The sequence below is a fragment of the Muricauda sp. MAR_2010_75 genome, from assembly GCF_000745185.1.
GTDB lineage: Bacteria > Bacteroidota > Bacteroidia > Flavobacteriales > Flavobacteriaceae > Flagellimonas.
This window is the reverse complement of the sequence record NZ_JQNJ01000001.1, coordinates 1,915,278-1,932,700: the sequence shown is the minus strand read 5'-3', so window position 1 is coordinate 1,932,700 and position 17,423 is coordinate 1,915,278. Positions and strand designations below refer to the sequence as shown.

Genomic DNA, 17,423 nt, shown 5'->3' with positions numbered 1-17,423 from the left:
AAAGAGGAATCAACTGTCATTTAAATAAGAGCAATTGTGCCTATGGATGAAAATTACGCCAATGAAGATTTTTTGACCCGATGGATAGCCGGAGCGTTGACTCCAGAGGAGTTGGCAGGGTTCGAGGCATCTGATGTCTACAGGCAACTTATGGCCATTGACAATACGGCCCAGTCCCTAAATGGTCCTGAGATTGATGTGGAAAAGGCATTGGCATTGGTGACCGAAAAGAACAAAAATGTCCAAAAAGAACCAAAAGTAAGACGGCTTTGGTGGGTGGCCGCCGTCGCATCCATTGCTTTGTTGTTTGCAGGGTATACCTATTTCTACGGATATAAAACCTATTCCACTGGTATTGGCGAAAATGAGACCGTACTTCTTGCCGATGGCTCCCTAATTGAGCTAAATGCCAACTCCAAATTATCTTACAAGCGATTTGGTTGGGAAGAAGACCGTATTGTGGATTTTGAAGGGGAAGCCTTTTTTGATGTGCAACCGAGCGGAAATTTTACCGTCAATACCCGTAAAGGAACCATTGCCGTATTGGGCACCCAATTCAACATACGGGACCGAAAGGATTTTAAAGTGCAATGCTATGAAGGTGTCATTGTCTTTACCCCATTAACCCAGTCCAACCCCACCGAACTCTCGCAGGGAATGGCACTTGAAATCAAAGAAGGTCAATTACAGCAGACAGAATTTTCAGCAGATGCCCCCGATTGGAAAAAAGGGTATTCATCTTTTATGGAACAGCCTTTTTCTGAAGTTCTGGAGGAGCTATCGGTTCAATTTCCCGTTACTTTTGAGTTGAATTCGGTTCAAATTGACCGTCTCTTTACCGGAAGATTTACGCACAAAAACCTTGAAAATGCCCTTAAAACCACCATGGAACCCATGGGCATCACATATCATATTTCCGCAGACAAAAGAATTGTTACCTTGTCTGGCGAATAGATGAGGCAAATTGGTATCCTATTTTTAGTGTTCCTATTGGGCATGTGCATGACCTATGCCCAAGAAAATCTATTTTATGGATTTGAGAATACCCCGCTAAAAGACGTCATTGGCCAATTGGAAGCGGACACCCAACTCAGTTTTTCCTTTGCGGAGGATATGGTCAATAAGAAAACGGTTACGGTTCAGGTGGACGGACTCACTTTGATTGAACTTCTTGCCGTACTCGAAGCACAAACAGGACTTCATTTCGAAAAAATTGAAGGACAGCCCCAGGTGATTATCACGCCCATTTCCAATCCAAACCGAATCTGCATTTCTTTATTGGACCGAGAAACGCTGTTGCCCATTACGGAAAATCAGGTCGTAGTCGACTCAACCTTGGTGCTCGAAACCAATCCAAAAGGGTTCCTTCAATTTGAACATACAGGAAAGTCGCACTACCTGCTCCAAGTTTCGGGTTATGGTGCTGTGAGTGTTCAACCGACAGAGAATTGCACTGCATTTTATCTTTCACCTGTCTACAAACAACTCCAAGAAGTGGTGGTTACCTCGTACATTACCACGGGGATTGACCGGAACAGAGATGGTTCCATTACCCTCACCCAAAAACCCTTGGGACCCATTCCCGGGCAAACCACTCCAGATATATTGCAAAGCATCCAAATGATTCCTGGGGTTTCCAGCTTGGATGAATCGGCATCGGGGATTCAAATCCATGGAGGAACTTCGGATCAAAATTTGGTGCTGTTCGACCATATTCGGGTCTTCAATTCAGGGTATTTGTACGGCATGTTCTCAAGATTCAATCCGTACGCCACTGAAAAGGCGCTAATCTATAAAACAGGCACCAGTGCAATTTATGGAGACCGGGTTTCTGGGGTCATCGACATCACTACCAATGACAAAGTCGCCCAAAAGGTTTCCGGAGGGATTGGGATTGATGGATTGAGTGCGGATGGCTATCTAAAAATTCCCATGTCCCAAAAATCATCACTATCTCTATTTGCCAGAAATGCCTATTTGGATGTGTTTGAAGGACCCACCTATGAAGCGTATGAACGGAAAATTTTCAACAATACCGGTGCCATAACTGATAGCCGTGGCAACCCGTTGAATGTGAACACGGATGATGATTACACCTACGAGAGTAGTGACAATGACTTTCGGTTTTATGACTTAAATGCCAAGTATGTATATCAACCTTCCCCAAAGGACAAGATTGCCATTAGTGCGCTGATGACCCGAAACCGCACCCAATTCTCCTTTATGAATGATGGAGAAACCAAAAAAGATTCGCTTACTACTGGAAATGGCGGGGTTAGTGCCAACTGGACGCATCATACCTCCCCAACCCAAACGGAAGAAATCACCGCCTACTTTTCATCTTACGATTCCTATTACAAAAACGAAGAGCTGTACGAAAATGACTTGGAGGAAACCAATATCAGAGGTAACAAAATCAGTGATTTTGGCTTGGAATTGAAGTCAGACAGAATGTTTAAGAACAATGACCAGTTGACTTTTGGGTACCAACTCTCCAATACCAATTTGGAAATAGACTTAAGCGCCACATCCAATGTTGAGCCGGAAAATAATATAAGTCTACCAGTGAATGAGAGTAATTTTAAAAATGTACTGTTTGGGGAATATACCATCACCAAAGCCAGTTCGGGTATTTATAAATTAGGGCTTCGGGCGGTGCATTATGGTAGTTTGGGAAATATTTACTTGGAACCCCGCTTGAATTTGGAACTTCCCATCTCCAAATCGACACGGATTCGGGCTGGGTTGGAGAGACGCAACCAACCTATTTCGCAGTTAATTGAATTCAACCAAACCGAACTTCGGCTGGACAACAACATTTGGCGTCTTTCAGACGATGTCAATTTTCCACTTTTACAAGGTAACCAGATTTCAGCAGGTCTTCTTTATGACAAAAAGGGATGGACTCTGGATGCAGAGCTTTTTCACAAGCGTCTTACCGGGCTCACCACCTACAGCCAAGGTTTCAATCTTCCCCAGCCAGAACTCAGTGAGGGCAAAAGTCGCATTTTGGGAATGGACCTGCTTATTAAAAAGCGCTTCCGAAACTATCGATTTTGGATGGGCTACTCCTTCAATGATGTCAATTTTACTTTTGATGCAGTTCAAGAAGGCAGCTTTTCTGGAAACAACGACATCACCCATAGTTTTCGAATATCCAATAGCCTACAATTGAAAGGTTTTCAATTATCATTGGGGTGGCAATACCGCACGGGCCTACCAGTTACCCTCATCAAAAGCTATGACGAGGAGACCCAACAAGTGAGTTTTGGCTCCTTAAATGCAGGGCGATTACCCGATTTTCACCGATTGGATGCTTCGGTAGTCTATCAGTTTGGATTGAGAGAAAGCAATTCCCTAATGCAACTGGGCTTCTCAGTACTTAACATTTACGATCGTATTGTACCCCTTTCCATCATTCACCGAACCTCCCAACAAAATGGTGAACTAATTTTAGAGCAAGTGATCCATAGGCATTCGCTGGGTTTCACTCCAAACCTCACGGTAAGGGTCTTTTTTTAGGCTTATTGTATCCTGTCCATTATGTAACATTTGTTACCTAAAAATTCGCCAAACCCCTTTATTTTAAAGGCTTTTCATGACTTTTGTCATTGTGCCCCCTTTTTAATGGTTTTACTTTTATCCCTGATAATTTATTTAAATACGAGTACCATGAAAAAATTAGTTTTACTGGCGTTGGCCGTTCTTGGAACAGCTACGCTGATGGCGCAGGACAGGGATAGGGACAGGGTCCAAGATCCCGATCAAGATCGAGACCGTTTAATGTTGGTCGATGGTGACGTGCTCCAAATTCGTGACCGCGATCAAATCCATTTACAGGACCCCATTACCCTAAATGACGGAACAGTTGTGAATCCCAATGGTTCTTATTTGACCCGAGATCGTGATAGACTTCGATTAAAAGATGGGGAATGTTTGGACAATGATGGCATTAAATACCGAAACGAGTATCAATATCGGTATAAAATCATGCAGAACGACATGGGACTTACCAATGCGCAGATCCAACAAAGAAACCAAAACAGGTTCCACGTGATGCTCATTGATGGCGAATTGTATCAAATTAGGACCCAATCCCAAAATCGTTTGCAACAACGGTTAGAATTGGCCAATGGCGGAAGTATTGACCCAAATGGCACCTACATGAACCAAGATCGTCAGCAAATGCGACTTCAAAATGGGGAATGTTTGAACCTTGCTGGGGAAAAATTCATGAACACCTATCAACATCGAAAAATGATGCTTCAAAAAAACATGAAGAACATCAAAAACATGAAGAACAAAAAAGGTGTTAAGCCCAATGCTATCCAAAAGAAAAAAGGGATAAGCGGGTAATGGGTTTGCAATAAAGATCTGGCCCCAACCAGCTGGAGCCAGATCTCATATACATTGAATTTTAGCACCATGAAACGTTTGTTGCCCATATTGCTGATGTTGGCCTGTACAGTCACTGAACTCCATGCCCAGAAAACCACTAAGGAAAGTTCAAACACTGAGGAATCCTATTTTTTGGTGGATTTGAGTTATATGAACGACGCCCTTTTTATGGGTAGACGTGACTCTATTGCGGCACCTTATATTCTGCCATCCATCGGTTATTATGACAAATCCGGATTGTTTTTGGATGTATCTGCATCCTACCTTACCCGTTCAGATGAGCAGCGGGTGGACCTGTTTTTTACCACTGCTGGGTTTTTGTTCGATTCCAACAAATGGAGCGGTGGCGCTTCGGGAACTGCCTATTTTTACAATGAGGATAGCTATAATGTGCAGTCTGAGGTCGTGGCCGACATCACGGGGATACTGAGCTATGATTTAAAGGCCGTGGAACTATCGGTGTACGTGAGCAGTTACTTCAATAAAAATAGCTCACCTGACATTTTCATGGGCTTGTTGATGGACCATACCTTCTATGCGTTCAACCGGTCATTATTGATAACCCCTAGGGCATCTGTGTTTGCCGGGTCACAATATTTTTATCAGGAATACTACAGCACCAGCCGTTTGGGAAACCGAAAAGGTCAGGGCAAAGGTGCCGGAAGCACTGAACCCATAGAGACCACCACGGTTGAAATTGCGGAGGCTTCAGAATTCAACCTGTTGAACTTAGAATTGAGCATCCCACTACAATACCATCACAACCATTTCATTTTTTCATTTACTCCGGTATGGGCATTCCCCCAGAGCAGTGCCACCCTGACAACCGAAGATGGTGTTTTTGAAGAGGAATTGGAGAGTGTATTCTATTGGTCGGCGGGAATTAGTTATTGGTTCATTGCCAAGAAAAGAAAATAACAAAGGTCACACGCTTTGTGTAAATTGAATTCCATGGTTTAAAGAGTAGGATGCCAAGAAAATAATTTCTTAGCATCCTGTTTTGGAAAAACTATATCTTGATCTTAAATCCACCATTGATCACGAAACCATCAACAGGGGCGTAAATGTCCAAAAACTGGGGATCACTGATATTTCCTGTATAGATTGTGCCAAACCTAGTTTGTCGGGTGTCCAAAAAATTCTCAAAGTTCAAGAAGACCGAAAATTTTTCCCCGAGCTTCTTTTCACTCATCAGCCCAACGATCCAATAGGATTCGCCTGTTTCACCGTTGCCCAATTGCTGTGGACTGTAATAATAGGCTTCAAGACCAACCCAGAGATTATCTTCCTTTTCAAACATCAGCACATTGTTCAATCGGTGCTTGGCCACCAATGGAAAGTCTGAGACCGTCCCATTTTCATGTTGTTTCACATTGGCGTGGGTATACCCAGTGAACAGTTTAAAATCCCCATATTTTATCTTGAGGTTGACCTCAGCACCGCGCGTGTCCACATACCCCCCGTATTGTAGGAATTCATAGAATCCGTTTCCATTCGGTACCAGTGTCATGGGGTCATTGATCTTAGTATAGAAAAGTAGCGTATTGATGGACATTGTCATCCCCGACAGGGGGACCCATTTATAGTTCACATCAAAATTACCGCCCAAGGAGCGTTCCAGATCAGCTTCATCCGTATTGATGGGCAGTACGTTACGGAACTGCAGTCGTTCCGCATCCTCTGTAAATACAGTGGGGGTCTTATACCCTAAGCCGCCTCCAAATCGAAAGGTCAATGCACTATTGGGCTCGTAGAGCACGGACAGTCTGGGGAGTGCCATGGCCCCATAATTGGAATGAAAGTCGGCCCGAAACCCGGTTTCTACGGAAAAGGTTTCACCAATAGGCCATACATTTTGTGCGAACAGTCCAAAAATCTGGTAGGACTGGTCCAAGGCTTCGGTCTGATCTTCCCGGGTATCGTTAAAATATTCTGTCCACAGATTGGCGCCAAAGACCCATTCCACATCATCTTCCGAACTGGTTGAAAAGTTAAGTTCACTGAAGGACGAGCGTTGGTATCCCGAAAAGGTAAAGTCCGGGATTTGTATGGTACGGTCATAAAAACTGAAACTGTTCTTGACCTCAAATCGGTTGCGGTCATTAAAGGCATGTTTGAATCCCAATTGGGTGGAGACCCTTTCGGTTTCGTTGGATTCAAAATAGGGGTCCGCCACAGCATCACCCTTGACATAGTCCATGTTTCCCCCAAGACGGTCCTCCCAAATGGCATTGATGCCCAACAGCAGTTCTGTGCCTTCGTTAAGATACCAATACAGTTTTGGGTTCAGGGTAAAGCGGTCAAACTCGGGAATGGCCGTCAATCCAATATCTGCAGGATCGTAAGGCGTTCCAAGATTATACGAAGCGAATACCGTTGTTCCCACTTTGTTGAACTTCTCCGAATAGAAACCACTAAGATCCAGACCAAGGGCAGAGGTTCCGTTGGCCATAAAGCTGAGTTCAGGCTCATCTTGAGGGGTCTTGGAAATGAGGTTTACCAGCCCAGCGATGGCACCTCCACCATACAAAGTGGAACTCGAGCCCTTGATGACCTCCACCTGTTTCAGGTCCAAAGGTGCGATCTGCATGAGACTGAGCCCACTGGCAAACCCAGAATATAGGGGAAACCCATCCCGAAGGAGTTGGGTATACTTCCCATCCAAGCCTTGTATACGGATACTGGAGTTGTAGCTGGTGGCCGAGGTCTGTTGGGTTCGGATTCCTGTGCTTTCATTGAGCAGCATTCGAATGTCCCCCGGTTTCATGTTTCCCTTTTCAGAGAGTTCCTCCCCTGCGATGACCTCAACCCGTGTAGGGATGTCCTCAATGGTTCGGCTGCTCCTAGTGGATACCAGGGTAATCTCTTCCATCTCTTCGGTCTGTGGTATCAGGGAAATGGTCCGTACCTGACGATCATCATCCAAGGGAAAGGTAAGGGTTTGTTCCAAGGTGGCATAACCAAGATAGCTTAACCGCAATTGGAACGTTCCATTGGGAATATCTTCTATTTTTATTTTTCCCTCTTCGTTGGATATGGCCCCTTTGTCCAACGATGCCAAAACTGCTGTGACCCCAATCATGGGTTCACCACTTAAAGAGTCTTTGACCACAATGTTTAGGGTGTTCTGCGCAAGAGTGGATGCCATCCCAAAAACGGACAGCACCAAAAACAATCGTAATTTCATTTGTTGGGTTTTTGAAGTATTTTGAACCTTGACCATAAAGCCAAGTGTGTGTTTTGTCTACAATAGGCTATACTCCAAAAGTGCGAGGGGGTTTTAGGGAAAAGAAATATACTTCCTTGGGCAAAAGTTCAAGATAAGTCATTGGTGGCGTTTCCTTATCAACCTCCAGGTAGATGAAATCCACTGCTTCATCCCTAATGGTAAACCCAGGACATCTGCCACAGGTATAAAAAGGGGAACAAGGCGAATCCTCGCTAAGCGGAGGCTCATCTGAATCGTCGTGTCCACTTTGGCCCACCAATAATTCTTCGGAACAAGAATCGGTCTCCTGGCAACATGGATACGATGAAAGCAGAATCGTAAGCAATGATAAAATGACCGCCAAAACTTTCATGCCCCAAAAATATGAAATTTAAAGGAGTGGTTTAGTCTTTGTAAAACGTGAAGCCGAACATTCGTATTCCATACCTGTTTCCAACAAAAAAAACCTTCCAGTAAATACCAACGGGGTTTTCAAGTGCCTTGGAGAGTTTCCACGTTGAATGGCCATTAACAGCTTATATTCGTTATTCGTTTCTGCAAAAAATATTTATTCCAAATACTGCTTCAGAAATTCAATTTTGGAGGAGTTTCTTAACTTGGCCAAAGCTGTTACTTTTATTTGTCGCACTCTTTCTTTGGTTAAACCTAAATGAAAAGCAATTTCTTCCAATCCCATGGAATCTTCCACTCCTATTCCAAAAATCATTTTGATCACAAAGGCTTCGCGATACGATAGAATATCCAAAACACCATCAATCTCCATTTGTAATGAATGGTTGATTAACTTTTGTTCTGGACTACCAAACTCATCGGAGCGCATTGTGTCGTGCAAACTCAATCCTCCATCACCAATTTTTAATGGTTCATCCATGGAAAGAGGCCAAGAAGAGTGCTTTAAGCATATTTGGATTTCTGAAAGTGAGAAATCTATCTGTTCGGATATTTCTTCTGCAGTGGGTGGTCTTTGATGAACTTGTTCAAAATGAGAGGTGACCTTCTTTATTTTGTTGATTACATTTATTTTGTTCAAGGGCAATCTCACCATTCTTGATTTTTCCGTAAGTGCCTGTATGATTCCTTGACGTATCCACCATACAGCATATGAAATAAACTTGAAACCACGTGTTTCATCAAATTTGGATGCTGCTCTGACAAGCCCAACATTTCCCTCGTTAATGAGATCATGCAAATTGAGTCCCCTTGATTGGTATTGTTTCGCCACAGACACCACAAATCGTAAATTGGCCGAGACCAGTTTTTCCAGAGCCTCGTTGTCCCCTTGCCTTATGCGAACTGCCAGATTAACCTCTTCCTCTTCAGTAATCATTGGAATACGGCTTATATCACTGAGGTATTTGTTCAAGGAAAGGGTATCCCTTGCTGTTATTTGCTTTGATATGGTAAGAGATCTCATAGGTTATGTTTTTCATTGGGTCATTGTCCTTACATAAATCAGGTTCCCGTTGCCCTTTGGATTTTTTCTGGACCCTATTTCAATTTGACCTATGGATTTTACCAAAGGTGTAAGTTTTCGAAACCCGTAGTTTCTTGCATCAAAATTGGGCTGTTTCTTTTGCAACAAAGTCCCCACCTCGCCCAAGAAGGCCCAACCTTCTTCATCCTCCACATCTGCTATAGTGGAAAGGATAAGGTCAACAACCTTAGGTGTGATTTTATCGACCTTGTTTTTATCGTTTTTTTCTGGGGCGTTGGACTCCCCTACATGGGTCTTATTTAGTATTTCAAGGTATATGAACTTGTCGCAAGAAACGATAAAGGGATCTGGGGTCTTTCGTTCTCCAATACCAAAGACTGTCATCCCGGCCTCTCTTAGCCGAATGGCCAATCTGGTAAAATCACTGTCACTGGAAACCAGGGAAAAACCATTTACTTTTCCGGAATACAGTATATCCATTGCATCAATGATCATGGCACTGTCCGTTGAATTCTTGCCCGTGGTATACCCATATTGTTGTACAGGGGTAATGGCATTTTTTAGTAGGACATCCTTCCATTTTGTCAAACTTGGCTTTGTCCAATCGCCATAAATCCTTTTAATACTTGGATTTCCATATTTGGCAATCTCTTCCAACATTTCCTTGACATATTTGGAGGGGATATTGTCGCCATCTATTAGGACGGCCAGGTTTAGATCTTTGTCCATAAAATCACTCCTCATTCTTTTTCAAATATTCATTCTTATGAATCGCTTTTTTCAGATTCTCTCTCTTCTCCTCGGATTTTTTGGTAAACTCTTGGTTCTCCCTGATACGTTTCAACTGTTGGGTGTTCCTCACCTTGTTCCTGTACCTTTTTAAGGCCCTTTCTATGTTCTCGCCTGGAACTAACTTTATGATTAGCATATATTTTCTTTTTAGTACTAATTATTAAATACTGCCATTTAAGGGATATGATGGTCCCATGGCATATACAACTTTGGACTTTAGGCCTGTCTGGCCTTTAAAACGCTACTATTGGTTCAAGCAAAAAATAACTAAGAAGTGGCCCCTTGTGAATTTGGAAATAGGTAAAGGAGAGGGCGATCTTTTTATTTAAGGATTGGAGCAATCATCGTCCATTATCCGTGATGCGCTGTAAAGGAAAGGATTTAAATTGGAACTTAACTTGTTTGTCCTGTTTATTTTGCAATAAGGAATGGTCCTAACTTCCCACTGCGCATTCATTTTTCTTATTCCAATTGGCATTGAAATGGTAATTCATCCTTTACTCCTTAAACTACTTATTCTCAACAATTAACACAGTATTGGGTAATACTGCCCAGATAAATGGTAAATTTGTGATGTTAAAATTCAGAAAGCCCAAGTCAATTTAGTCTTCGCGGATCCTCAATTCATTTTCAGCTCTCTTCTTTTTAATTTATAACGTAGTCAAATATTTTAAGCCAAACGTTAAGGATGTTGACGCCTGTGTGGATTTGGACTGTTATGTAATGGTCCCCATATTTGGATAAATCTTCAACATGCCCAAGCCAATTGCGCTTATTCATTATCCTTTATATCACATGCGTGAACAAGACCGAACCGCAATAAACGACATTAACAAGCCAAAGTTTTCAAAAAATTCAAATTCTGATTTTTCAAAAACGTTGAGAAACAGGGTCAGTACATATTTTAAAACAAACAATATTAGTAGACATGCCAACAAAAGTATGGTTGTGAAGACCATGGTCATGCTCTCCGTTTTTTTTACCCCCTTAATTTTCATAAATATTGGAACAATCACCACTCCCTTATTGCTATTTGGTTTTTATATAATTAGCGGAATAGGAATGGCCGGAATAGGAATGGGCATTATGCACGACGCCATCCATGGATCTTACTCCAAAAATCAAAAAGTGAACAAATATCTTGGATACACCATGAACCTTATAGGTGGCAATGCCGCTGTTTGGAAAATCCAACACAATGTACTCCATCATACCTATACCAACATAGAAGGGGCAGACGATGACATTAACGCTCCTTTTTTCCTTAGGTTCTCCCCACATGCCAAAAAAAATGGCCTGCATAGATTCCAATACTTGTATGTATGGTTCTTTTATGGGCTATCTACTGTCTCTTGGATAACCACCAAAGATTTCATAAGACTTGATCGGTATCGGAAAATGGGATTTTTCGACAAAAAGAATGGTTACAGAAATGCGCTTCTGAAGATTATTGGATGGAAGTTGATATACTTTTCGTATGCCTTGGTCATACCCTTGTTGGTTGTACCTCTGGCCCCATGGATCATTATCCTGGCCTTTCTGAGCATGCACTTTGTTACGGGCCTGTTGATCAGTATCGTATTTCAGGTGGCCCACATTATGCCGAACACGGAATTCCCACTGCCCAATGAAGATGGGGTAATTTCAAGTGATTGGGCAGACCACCAACTGGCCACAACAACTAATTTTTCTCCCAAGAGCAGAATATTTTCATGGCTCATTGGTGGGTTGAACTATCAGGTGGAGCATCATCTATTGCCCAATGTCTGCCATGTACATTACAGAAAAATATCTGGCATCGTAGCGGATACTGCAAAGGAATATGGGATACCTTATAACACAAAAAGAACATTTATCACAGCTATCATAGACCATGTTGGGGTATTACGGAAGTTAGGCAAAGCACAACCTATTCTTACCGGATAGATGGGTGATGATAAGGAACAAACATTAAATAGAATATTAATAGTAAACATAAAGTAATGCAAGAAGGAACAGTAAAATTTTTTAATGAAGCAAAGGGCTTTGGCTTTATTCAGCCCAACGACTCCAATGATGATGTGTTTGTGCACCAAAGTGGTCTCGTGGATAAAATCCGTGAAAACGATAAGGTGAAATTTACAATGGAAAGGGGTCAGAAGGGCATGAACGCCGTGAATGTAGAATTATTGATCAATTAGATTCCATAATCCAAGAACCAACAAAAACCATCTTGAAAAGATGGTTTTTTTATGGGCAATTGTCCCGTTCTCACCATAAACCAAGATACCTTGTTCCATCTTATTTTCTGTTAATCTTTTATTATAGATAGACCACTTATGTATGGCCTTAGCTCACTATCAAAATAAAGTAACTCATTTGCCATAGAATCATTCTGAATGGTGCAGTGATATATTTTACGAACGTACAATCGTACAACAAGAATGACAGAGGGCCTTACCTTTGCGCAAACAAGATCTCCTTTTTTATATTTTTTTATTATGTAATTCTTTTTCACTGGATACGCTTTTGTACAGATGGAATATATATGGGGTCATTCATTTTTTATAGTGACACATAGCATCTTGAACTTGTGATTTGCTTCAAAAGAGCATGGTGTGGATGCAGGGATGATTATGGAATCTCCTCTCCCCATAAAAGTGGAATTCCCGTTTATGACAACCTCGGCCTTTCCTTCAATGATATGGATGAATCGAATAAAGGGCGATTCATTATGGGACAAAACCTTGCCGAAATCAAATGCAAATGCTTGAATGATAGAGCTTTCCTGAACACTAATATTCTTTACCACAATGGCATTGGAATTGAATTCCAACATATCCGCTAGGTTAAATGTCTTGGATTCCTCAAATTCACCCTTGTCCATAATCAAATAATATAAATTTGGTATCTTCCACCTATTCCGACCTATTTTTGGCATTCCGCTTGGCTTTTTTGGCTGCCTTTTTTTCTTTAGGGGTTTTTGAGGGTGGTGTTTTTCCTGACTTTTTCTTTCCTTCTTTTTCCTTTGACATCGTGTGTTTATTTAAATTGTAATTGCTTCATGGTAGTGTGTTGGCCAGTACCAGCATTGCTATAAACAAAATGAAAAGTATGGCACATTTTCTCACAACTGAATGATTATTGTTGGCTTAGAATAACAAGTATGGTTGGGGTAATGGTCGTAAAATGTTCTTTTGGGCGAGAGACATGTAATCCCAAGAAAAAAGAGCAGTGTTTTTTAGTTCCTGCTCTTTTTTGGGCTTCTAAAAATTTAAAAGCACGTATCACCAAATTAAATTGCTTCAAAGCATATGCGCTAACATTGCTTTAAAGATTATTTTCAATTCTTTTTAATTCGAATCAACCCAGGTACTAAACTTCTGTTCAATTCACTTTCTTCTCCATATTTTAATCGCAAGCCTTCAATAATCGGATTGGAAAAACTGATAAGTTTTCCTAGAATTCCTTTAACCGATATATCTTTTTTAAATATGTCCATAGTATGGTTTATTATCCCACTGATTATTAAGTTACCAGCAATGAACAAAGGTGCATAAGAATAAGGTGAAGTCTGCTACATAAATAATTACAAACTTTACATATATCACAGGTTTTCCAAGTTTTGCGTCCTTTTTGCCTTTAAACTTTTATAATAGGAGGGCGTAAGACCCGTGACTTTTTTAAATTGATTGGAGAGATGTGCGGAACTGCTATAATGGAGTTTATATGCTATTTGGGTAAGATTGAGCTCGTCATATAAAAGCAACTCTTTTACTCTTTCAATTTTATGTCTAATGATATAATGCTGTATGGTGATTCCTTTCACTTCAGAAAAAGTGTTGGACAAATATGTGTAGTCATATCCCAATTTTTCGCTCAGATACCCAGAGTAATTGGTTTTTGGGATTTCATCAGTATGATGGATCATTTCAATGATTACATTCTTAATTTTTTCAATTAATATGCTCTTCTTATCATCCAATAATTCCAATCCAGACCTCAGTAGATTAGTTTTGAGTTGGATCCGCTTTTCAGGAGCAATTTCCCCCATAGTTTCAACCATGCCCAGATTCAATGTAGCATAACCCAACCCCAACTTTGTCAGCTCTTCCTTTACCAACATTTTACAGCGAAGACTGACCATGTATTTTATATATAATTTCATTCATTCATGTTCAATGGCCTTGCTCAATGGTGAAGTTTTGATCAAAAAACTTCTGATTGCCTAAATTTTCTCAAATACCAATCGATAATGGTCCATTATTTCCTTTTCAAAGCATATTTTGTTTGGGCTGATTTTAAAGACGGCCACTTGATGCCTAAACTCTTTGTCCATTATGTATTTGGGAACCAAGGATAGATAGAGCCAATATTTTTTTAGGTTGAACTTCCTGAACTTCTTTCGCCATTGGCTTATCGTCTCGATATAGTCCAATCTTCCACTACTTTGCGAGATCAATTTAAAATTTGGTTCTGCATTTCGTATTACCATTTCTGGGCCGTAGGGCAGCCATGAACCCGGAAACTCCTTGACCATCAATGCCATGACATGGGCCGCAGAGCCTTTTTTGGCATTGACATCCATTTCTTCATACTCAATCATATTTTTACTGAAAGTCATCGTTTGCATATAGAACCTGCCTCCTTTTGGCAACAAATCTGCCACGATTTTAAAGAAGTCACTGTACACTTTTTCTTGTTTACCTTCTTTCCATTCCTCAATGGAGCAAAAATGTTCCAAACCTCCTATGCAAGATATGGCATCAAACATTCCAAAGTCTTCCGGTACTACATAGCGACAATCCTTTACAATGACCTTCATTCCATTTTTCTGACAGGCTTCGGCTTGTCCCTCAGATAAGGTCAGGCCCGTACAAATGGCACCCCTATCTTGGGAAGCATATTTGATAAAGGGTCCCCAGCCACAGGCCATGTCCAATACTTTGCTTCCATATTTAACGTGTATGCTATCCGCTATAAACCGATGTTTTTCCCTTTGTGCATCCTCCAAGGACATTGAAAAATCGCCATCATATTTGGCGCCACTGTAATCAGCGGTTTCACCCATGCTCAAACGGAATATCTCGTCTATAGTGGTGTACGTAAAATCCAAATCTGCTTTTTCTGCCATTCTGTTAGTTTTAGGTTTAACTGCTCATTTCCGCAGCACATTAGTTTTAGGTATTGTGCTCTCAAGTCAAGTTGTGGATGTCACTTTTATGCTAAAACACCAAACCCTATAAAGGAAACATCATTTTGTTTTGATTCCCGTACCCTGAAGAATTGTGAAGTATTGGTAAATAGATGTGCAAAAAACCTTTTCTCTATTTGGCAATATGATATTTGTAAGTTTTTAGAAAAGGGTTTGAACAAAATATCTTCGTATAAAGATAATCATTAAACTGCTCTCTCTAACCACATATCATGGGAACATTCAAAATATTCAGCATTAATTGACATTAAATATTACAGCCGTAATTTTGCACCGCTTATGCTGAAATAATACTTAGATTTTACTGCCAATTATTGACTTGTTATGGGGTTAGGACATTTCGAAGATTTGTGGCCAAATTTATTCGTAATGCTGGACGGATTCTGAAATTTTAGATTAGTGATTTTATCATTTTTCACCTCTATAGCGTCACTTTTACATCACTTCAAAAAAGAAAAAACCCCTGTGCTTACAGGGGTTTTCAGTACCTTGGGTGGGAATCGAACCCACACTCCCGAAAGAACTGGATTTTGAATCCAGCGCGTCTACCAATTCCGCCACCAAGGCATAAGCAATTACTGTGGCTTATTTTAATTGCGGATGCAAAGCTAAAAAATAATTTCATTTACCACCAAAAAATACTTTGTTTATTCCTTTAGCAACCCGAATTAATTTTTAAATTTGCACCTCTTTATAAAAAAGCGCTTCAAAAAGCTAGTTAACAAGAGTTTGCAATGGCATATCAAGTTCCCGAGCCCAAAATTTTTGCTTGTACGCAAAGTGTTGATCTTGGCAAGAAGATAGCGGCTTCTTACGGTGCTGATTTGGGAAAGATTCAATTTTCCAGATACAGTGACGGGGAGTTTCAGCCTTCTTTCGAAGAATCCATACGTGGTGCACGCATTTTTATCATTGGGTCCACGAACCCAAGCTCGGAGAACCTTATGGAAATGCTATTGATGCTTGATGCCGCCAAACGGGCTTCTGCCAGACATATTACGGCAGTTATGCCCTACTTCGGTTGGGCCCGTCAAGACAGAAAGGATAAACCCCGTGTGCCCATTGCTGCAAAATTGGTCGCCAAGATGTTGGAGACCGCCGGTGCCACACGGATCATTACCATGGACCTCCACGCGGATCAGATTCAAGGGTTCTTTGAAAAACCAGTGGACCATCTTTTTGCATCGACCTTGTTCCTGCCTTATTTGAAAGCGTTGAACTTGGACAATCTTTGCATTGCCTCCCCGGATATGGGTGGTTCCAAAAGAGCTTACGCCTATTCCAAGGCTTTGGAATGTGATGTGGTTATCTGTTACAAGCAACGCGCCAAGGCCAATGTAATTTCACATATGGAACTCATTGGTGACGTACAGGGAAAAAACGTGGTTTTGGTAGATGATATGGTGGATACCGCAGGTACCTTGACCAAAGCAGCTGACCTGATGATGGAAAGAGGGGCTGAAAGCGTTAGAGCTGTTACCACCCACGGATTGTTGTCCGGTAAAGCCTATGAACGAATAGAGAAATCAAAGTTGTCGGAATTGATCGTTACCGATTCCATTCCCATCGACGAGACCAAGAAAAAAATAAAGGTATTGAGTTGTGCCGACCTTTTTGCAGATGTCATGCATAGGGTACACCATAACACCTCAATATCATCAAAATTTTTAATGTAAATCAATTTAATATTTTACAATGAAGTCAATTACTATCAAAGGATCCCAAAGAGAAAGCGTGGGCAAGGTATCTACCAAGGCCCTACGTAATGCTGGAAAGGTCCCTTGCGTGCTGTACGGAGGGGATAAGCCATTGCACTTTTCAGCTGATGAAATCTCGTTCAGAGATTTAGTGTACACCCCCAACGCACACACAGTTGTGATTGAGTTGGAAAGTGGTGAAAAATTGAGTGCCGTTTTGCAGGATATTCAGTTTCATCCCGTAACCGATAAAATCCTTCACATCGATTTCTATCAATTGTTTGAGGATAAACCTGTTACCATGAACATCCCTGTTCGTTTGGAAGGAAATTCCCCAGGGGTACGTAACGGTGGTCGTTTACTGTTTAGAAAGCGTAAACTTGCCATTAAGGCATTGCCTGATCTACTTCCTGATTTTATCACAGTAGACATCTCCAAACTTAGAATTGGCGGTACTATTGCAGTAGAAACCGTGTTGAATGATGATTATACCATTTTACACCCAGAAAGTACGGCCATTGTACAGGTGAAAGCTTCAAGAACTTCCATTGATGATGAGCTTGAGGATGAAGATGAAGAAACAGAAGAAGGTGCTGAAGTTGCTGCTGAAGGCGGAGCCGAAGGTGGTGAGGCCCCAGAAGCTGAAGCTACAGAATAGTTTTAGAGTATTATTAAAAA

16 protein-coding genes and 1 tRNA gene are annotated in these 17,423 nt (G+C 41.2%); 8 read left to right on the top strand and 9 right to left on the bottom strand.

Annotated elements, in window-relative coordinates; genetic code table 11:
- Window positions 1-42: 42 nt before the first annotated feature.
- From FG28_RS08625 to FG28_RS08610, 4 genes are all read left to right on the top strand, one after another.
- A complete protein-coding gene (locus FG28_RS08625) occupies window positions 43-954 on the top strand; it encodes a FecR family protein (protein ID WP_036381967.1) in 912 nt (303 codons plus the stop codon).
- A complete protein-coding gene (locus FG28_RS08620) occupies window positions 955-3,522 on the top strand; it encodes a TonB-dependent receptor plug domain-containing protein (RefSeq protein ID WP_081894282.1) in 2,568 nt (855 codons plus the stop codon).
- A gap of 150 nt (window positions 3,523-3,672) precedes the next feature.
- Window positions 3,673-4,356, top strand: a complete 684-nt coding sequence (locus FG28_RS08615; protein WP_036386344.1) for a DUF6799 domain-containing protein — start codon at window positions 3,673-3,675, stop codon at window positions 4,354-4,356.
- 69 nt (window positions 4,357-4,425) lie between these two features.
- Window positions 4,426-5,316 carry a hypothetical protein gene (locus FG28_RS08610; protein ID WP_036381960.1) on the top strand — a complete coding sequence of 297 codons (891 nt, stop codon included), beginning with the start codon at window positions 4,426-4,428 and terminating at the stop codon, window positions 5,314-5,316.
- Between the two features lie 91 nt (window positions 5,317-5,407).
- On the opposite strand, the gene FG28_RS08605 is transcribed toward FG28_RS08610, so the two are convergent.
- From FG28_RS08605 to FG28_RS08585, 5 genes are all read right to left on the bottom strand, one after another.
- Window positions 5,408-7,585, bottom strand: a complete 2,178-nt coding sequence (locus tag FG28_RS08605) for a TonB-dependent receptor (RefSeq protein ID WP_036386343.1) — start codon at window positions 7,583-7,585, stop codon at window positions 5,408-5,410.
- Between the two features lie 67 nt (window positions 7,586-7,652).
- On the bottom strand, window positions 7,653-7,979 hold the full coding sequence (locus tag FG28_RS08600) for a hypothetical protein (RefSeq protein ID WP_036381957.1): 327 nt from the start codon (window positions 7,977-7,979) through the stop codon (window positions 7,653-7,655).
- 195 nt (window positions 7,980-8,174) lie between these two features.
- On the bottom strand, window positions 8,175-9,041 hold the full coding sequence (locus tag FG28_RS08595; RefSeq protein ID WP_036381955.1) for an RNA polymerase sigma factor RpoD/SigA: 867 nt from the start codon (window positions 9,039-9,041) through the stop codon (window positions 8,175-8,177).
- Window positions 9,042-9,053: 12 nt separating this feature from the next.
- The gene (locus FG28_RS08590) at window positions 9,054-9,791 is read right to left on the bottom strand and encodes an NYN domain-containing protein (RefSeq protein WP_036386341.1); all 738 of its coding nucleotides are present in this window, start codon (window positions 9,789-9,791) and stop codon (window positions 9,054-9,056) included.
- Between the two features lie 4 nt (window positions 9,792-9,795).
- Entirely contained in the window at window positions 9,796-9,990 is a 195-nt protein-coding gene (locus FG28_RS08585) for a 30S ribosomal protein S21 (RefSeq protein ID WP_036381952.1), read from the bottom strand.
- An 806-nt stretch (window positions 9,991-10,796) separates the two neighbouring features.
- Here FG28_RS08585 and FG28_RS08580 point away from each other — a divergent pair.
- Both FG28_RS08580 and FG28_RS08575 read left to right on the top strand, forming a co-directional pair.
- Window positions 10,797-11,780 carry an acyl-CoA desaturase gene (locus tag FG28_RS08580; RefSeq protein ID WP_231562673.1) on the top strand — a complete coding sequence of 328 codons (984 nt, stop codon included), beginning with the start codon at window positions 10,797-10,799 and terminating at the stop codon, window positions 11,778-11,780.
- 56 nt (window positions 11,781-11,836) lie between these two features.
- A complete protein-coding gene (locus tag FG28_RS08575) occupies window positions 11,837-12,034 on the top strand; it encodes a cold-shock protein (protein ID WP_036381949.1) in 198 nt (65 codons plus the stop codon).
- A gap of 353 nt (window positions 12,035-12,387) precedes the next feature.
- On the opposite strand, the gene FG28_RS08570 is transcribed toward FG28_RS08575, so the two are convergent.
- The 4 genes from FG28_RS08570 to FG28_RS08555 form a co-directional block, all read right to left on the bottom strand.
- On the bottom strand, window positions 12,388-12,720 hold the full coding sequence (locus FG28_RS08570; protein WP_036381947.1) for a cupin domain-containing protein: 333 nt from the start codon (window positions 12,718-12,720) through the stop codon (window positions 12,388-12,390).
- A 720-nt stretch (window positions 12,721-13,440) separates the two neighbouring features.
- A complete protein-coding gene (locus FG28_RS08565; protein ID WP_081894278.1) occupies window positions 13,441-14,001 on the bottom strand; it encodes an AraC family transcriptional regulator in 561 nt (186 codons plus the stop codon).
- Window positions 14,002-14,061: 60 nt separating this feature from the next.
- Window positions 14,062-14,967: a cyclopropane-fatty-acyl-phospholipid synthase family protein gene (locus FG28_RS08560; RefSeq protein WP_036381942.1), complete on the bottom strand. Its 906-nt coding sequence runs from the start codon at window positions 14,965-14,967 to the stop codon at window positions 14,062-14,064.
- Window positions 14,968-15,533: 566 nt separating this feature from the next.
- A tRNA-Leu gene (locus FG28_RS08555) sits at window positions 15,534-15,615 on the bottom strand.
- Window positions 15,616-15,782: 167 nt separating this feature from the next.
- On the opposite strand from FG28_RS08555, the gene FG28_RS08550 reads away from it, so the two are divergent.
- Window positions 15,783-16,724: a ribose-phosphate pyrophosphokinase gene (locus FG28_RS08550; RefSeq protein WP_036381939.1), complete on the top strand. Its 942-nt coding sequence runs from the start codon at window positions 15,783-15,785 to the stop codon at window positions 16,722-16,724.
- A gap of 19 nt (window positions 16,725-16,743) precedes the next feature.
- The gene (locus tag FG28_RS08545; protein ID WP_036381936.1) at window positions 16,744-17,403 is read left to right on the top strand and encodes a 50S ribosomal protein L25/general stress protein Ctc; all 660 of its coding nucleotides are present in this window, start codon (window positions 16,744-16,746) and stop codon (window positions 17,401-17,403) included.
- Window positions 17,404-17,423: the final 20 nt, after the last annotated feature.

What these genes read in the sequence shown, in the direction of transcription:
- FG28_RS08625 (WP_036381967.1), top strand. Translation starts at nt 43, where the DNA reads ATGGATGAAAATTACGCCAATGAAGATTTTTTGACCCGATGGATAGCC.
- FG28_RS08620 (WP_081894282.1), top strand. Translation starts at nt 955, where the DNA reads ATGAGGCAAATTGGTATCCTATTTTTAGTGTTCCTATTGGGCATGTGC.
- FG28_RS08615 (WP_036386344.1), top strand. Translation starts at nt 3,673, where the DNA reads ATGAAAAAATTAGTTTTACTGGCGTTGGCCGTTCTTGGAACAGCTACG.
- FG28_RS08610 (WP_036381960.1), top strand. Translation starts at nt 4,426, where the DNA reads ATGAAACGTTTGTTGCCCATATTGCTGATGTTGGCCTGTACAGTCACT.
- FG28_RS08605 (WP_036386343.1), bottom strand. Translation starts at nt 7,585, where the DNA reads ATGAAATTACGATTGTTTTTGGTGCTGTCCGTTTTTGGGATGGCATCC.
- FG28_RS08600 (WP_036381957.1), bottom strand. Translation starts at nt 7,979, where the DNA reads ATGAAAGTTTTGGCGGTCATTTTATCATTGCTTACGATTCTGCTTTCA.
- FG28_RS08595 (WP_036381955.1), bottom strand. Translation starts at nt 9,041, where the DNA reads ATGAGATCTCTTACCATATCAAAGCAAATAACAGCAAGGGATACCCTT.
- FG28_RS08590 (WP_036386341.1), bottom strand. Translation starts at nt 9,791, where the DNA reads ATGGACAAAGATCTAAACCTGGCCGTCCTAATAGATGGCGACAATATC.
- FG28_RS08585 (WP_036381952.1), bottom strand. Translation starts at nt 9,990, where the DNA reads ATGCTAATCATAAAGTTAGTTCCAGGCGAGAACATAGAAAGGGCCTTA.
- FG28_RS08580 (WP_231562673.1), top strand. Translation starts at nt 10,797, where the DNA reads ATGGTTGTGAAGACCATGGTCATGCTCTCCGTTTTTTTTACCCCCTTA.
- FG28_RS08575 (WP_036381949.1), top strand. Translation starts at nt 11,837, where the DNA reads ATGCAAGAAGGAACAGTAAAATTTTTTAATGAAGCAAAGGGCTTTGGC.
- FG28_RS08570 (WP_036381947.1), bottom strand. Translation starts at nt 12,720, where the DNA reads ATGGACAAGGGTGAATTTGAGGAATCCAAGACATTTAACCTAGCGGAT.
- FG28_RS08565 (WP_081894278.1), bottom strand. Translation starts at nt 14,001, where the DNA reads ATGAAATTATATATAAAATACATGGTCAGTCTTCGCTGTAAAATGTTG.
- FG28_RS08560 (WP_036381942.1), bottom strand. Translation starts at nt 14,967, where the DNA reads ATGGCAGAAAAAGCAGATTTGGATTTTACGTACACCACTATAGACGAG.
- FG28_RS08550 (WP_036381939.1), top strand. Translation starts at nt 15,783, where the DNA reads ATGGCATATCAAGTTCCCGAGCCCAAAATTTTTGCTTGTACGCAAAGT.
- FG28_RS08545 (WP_036381936.1), top strand. Translation starts at nt 16,744, where the DNA reads ATGAAGTCAATTACTATCAAAGGATCCCAAAGAGAAAGCGTGGGCAAG.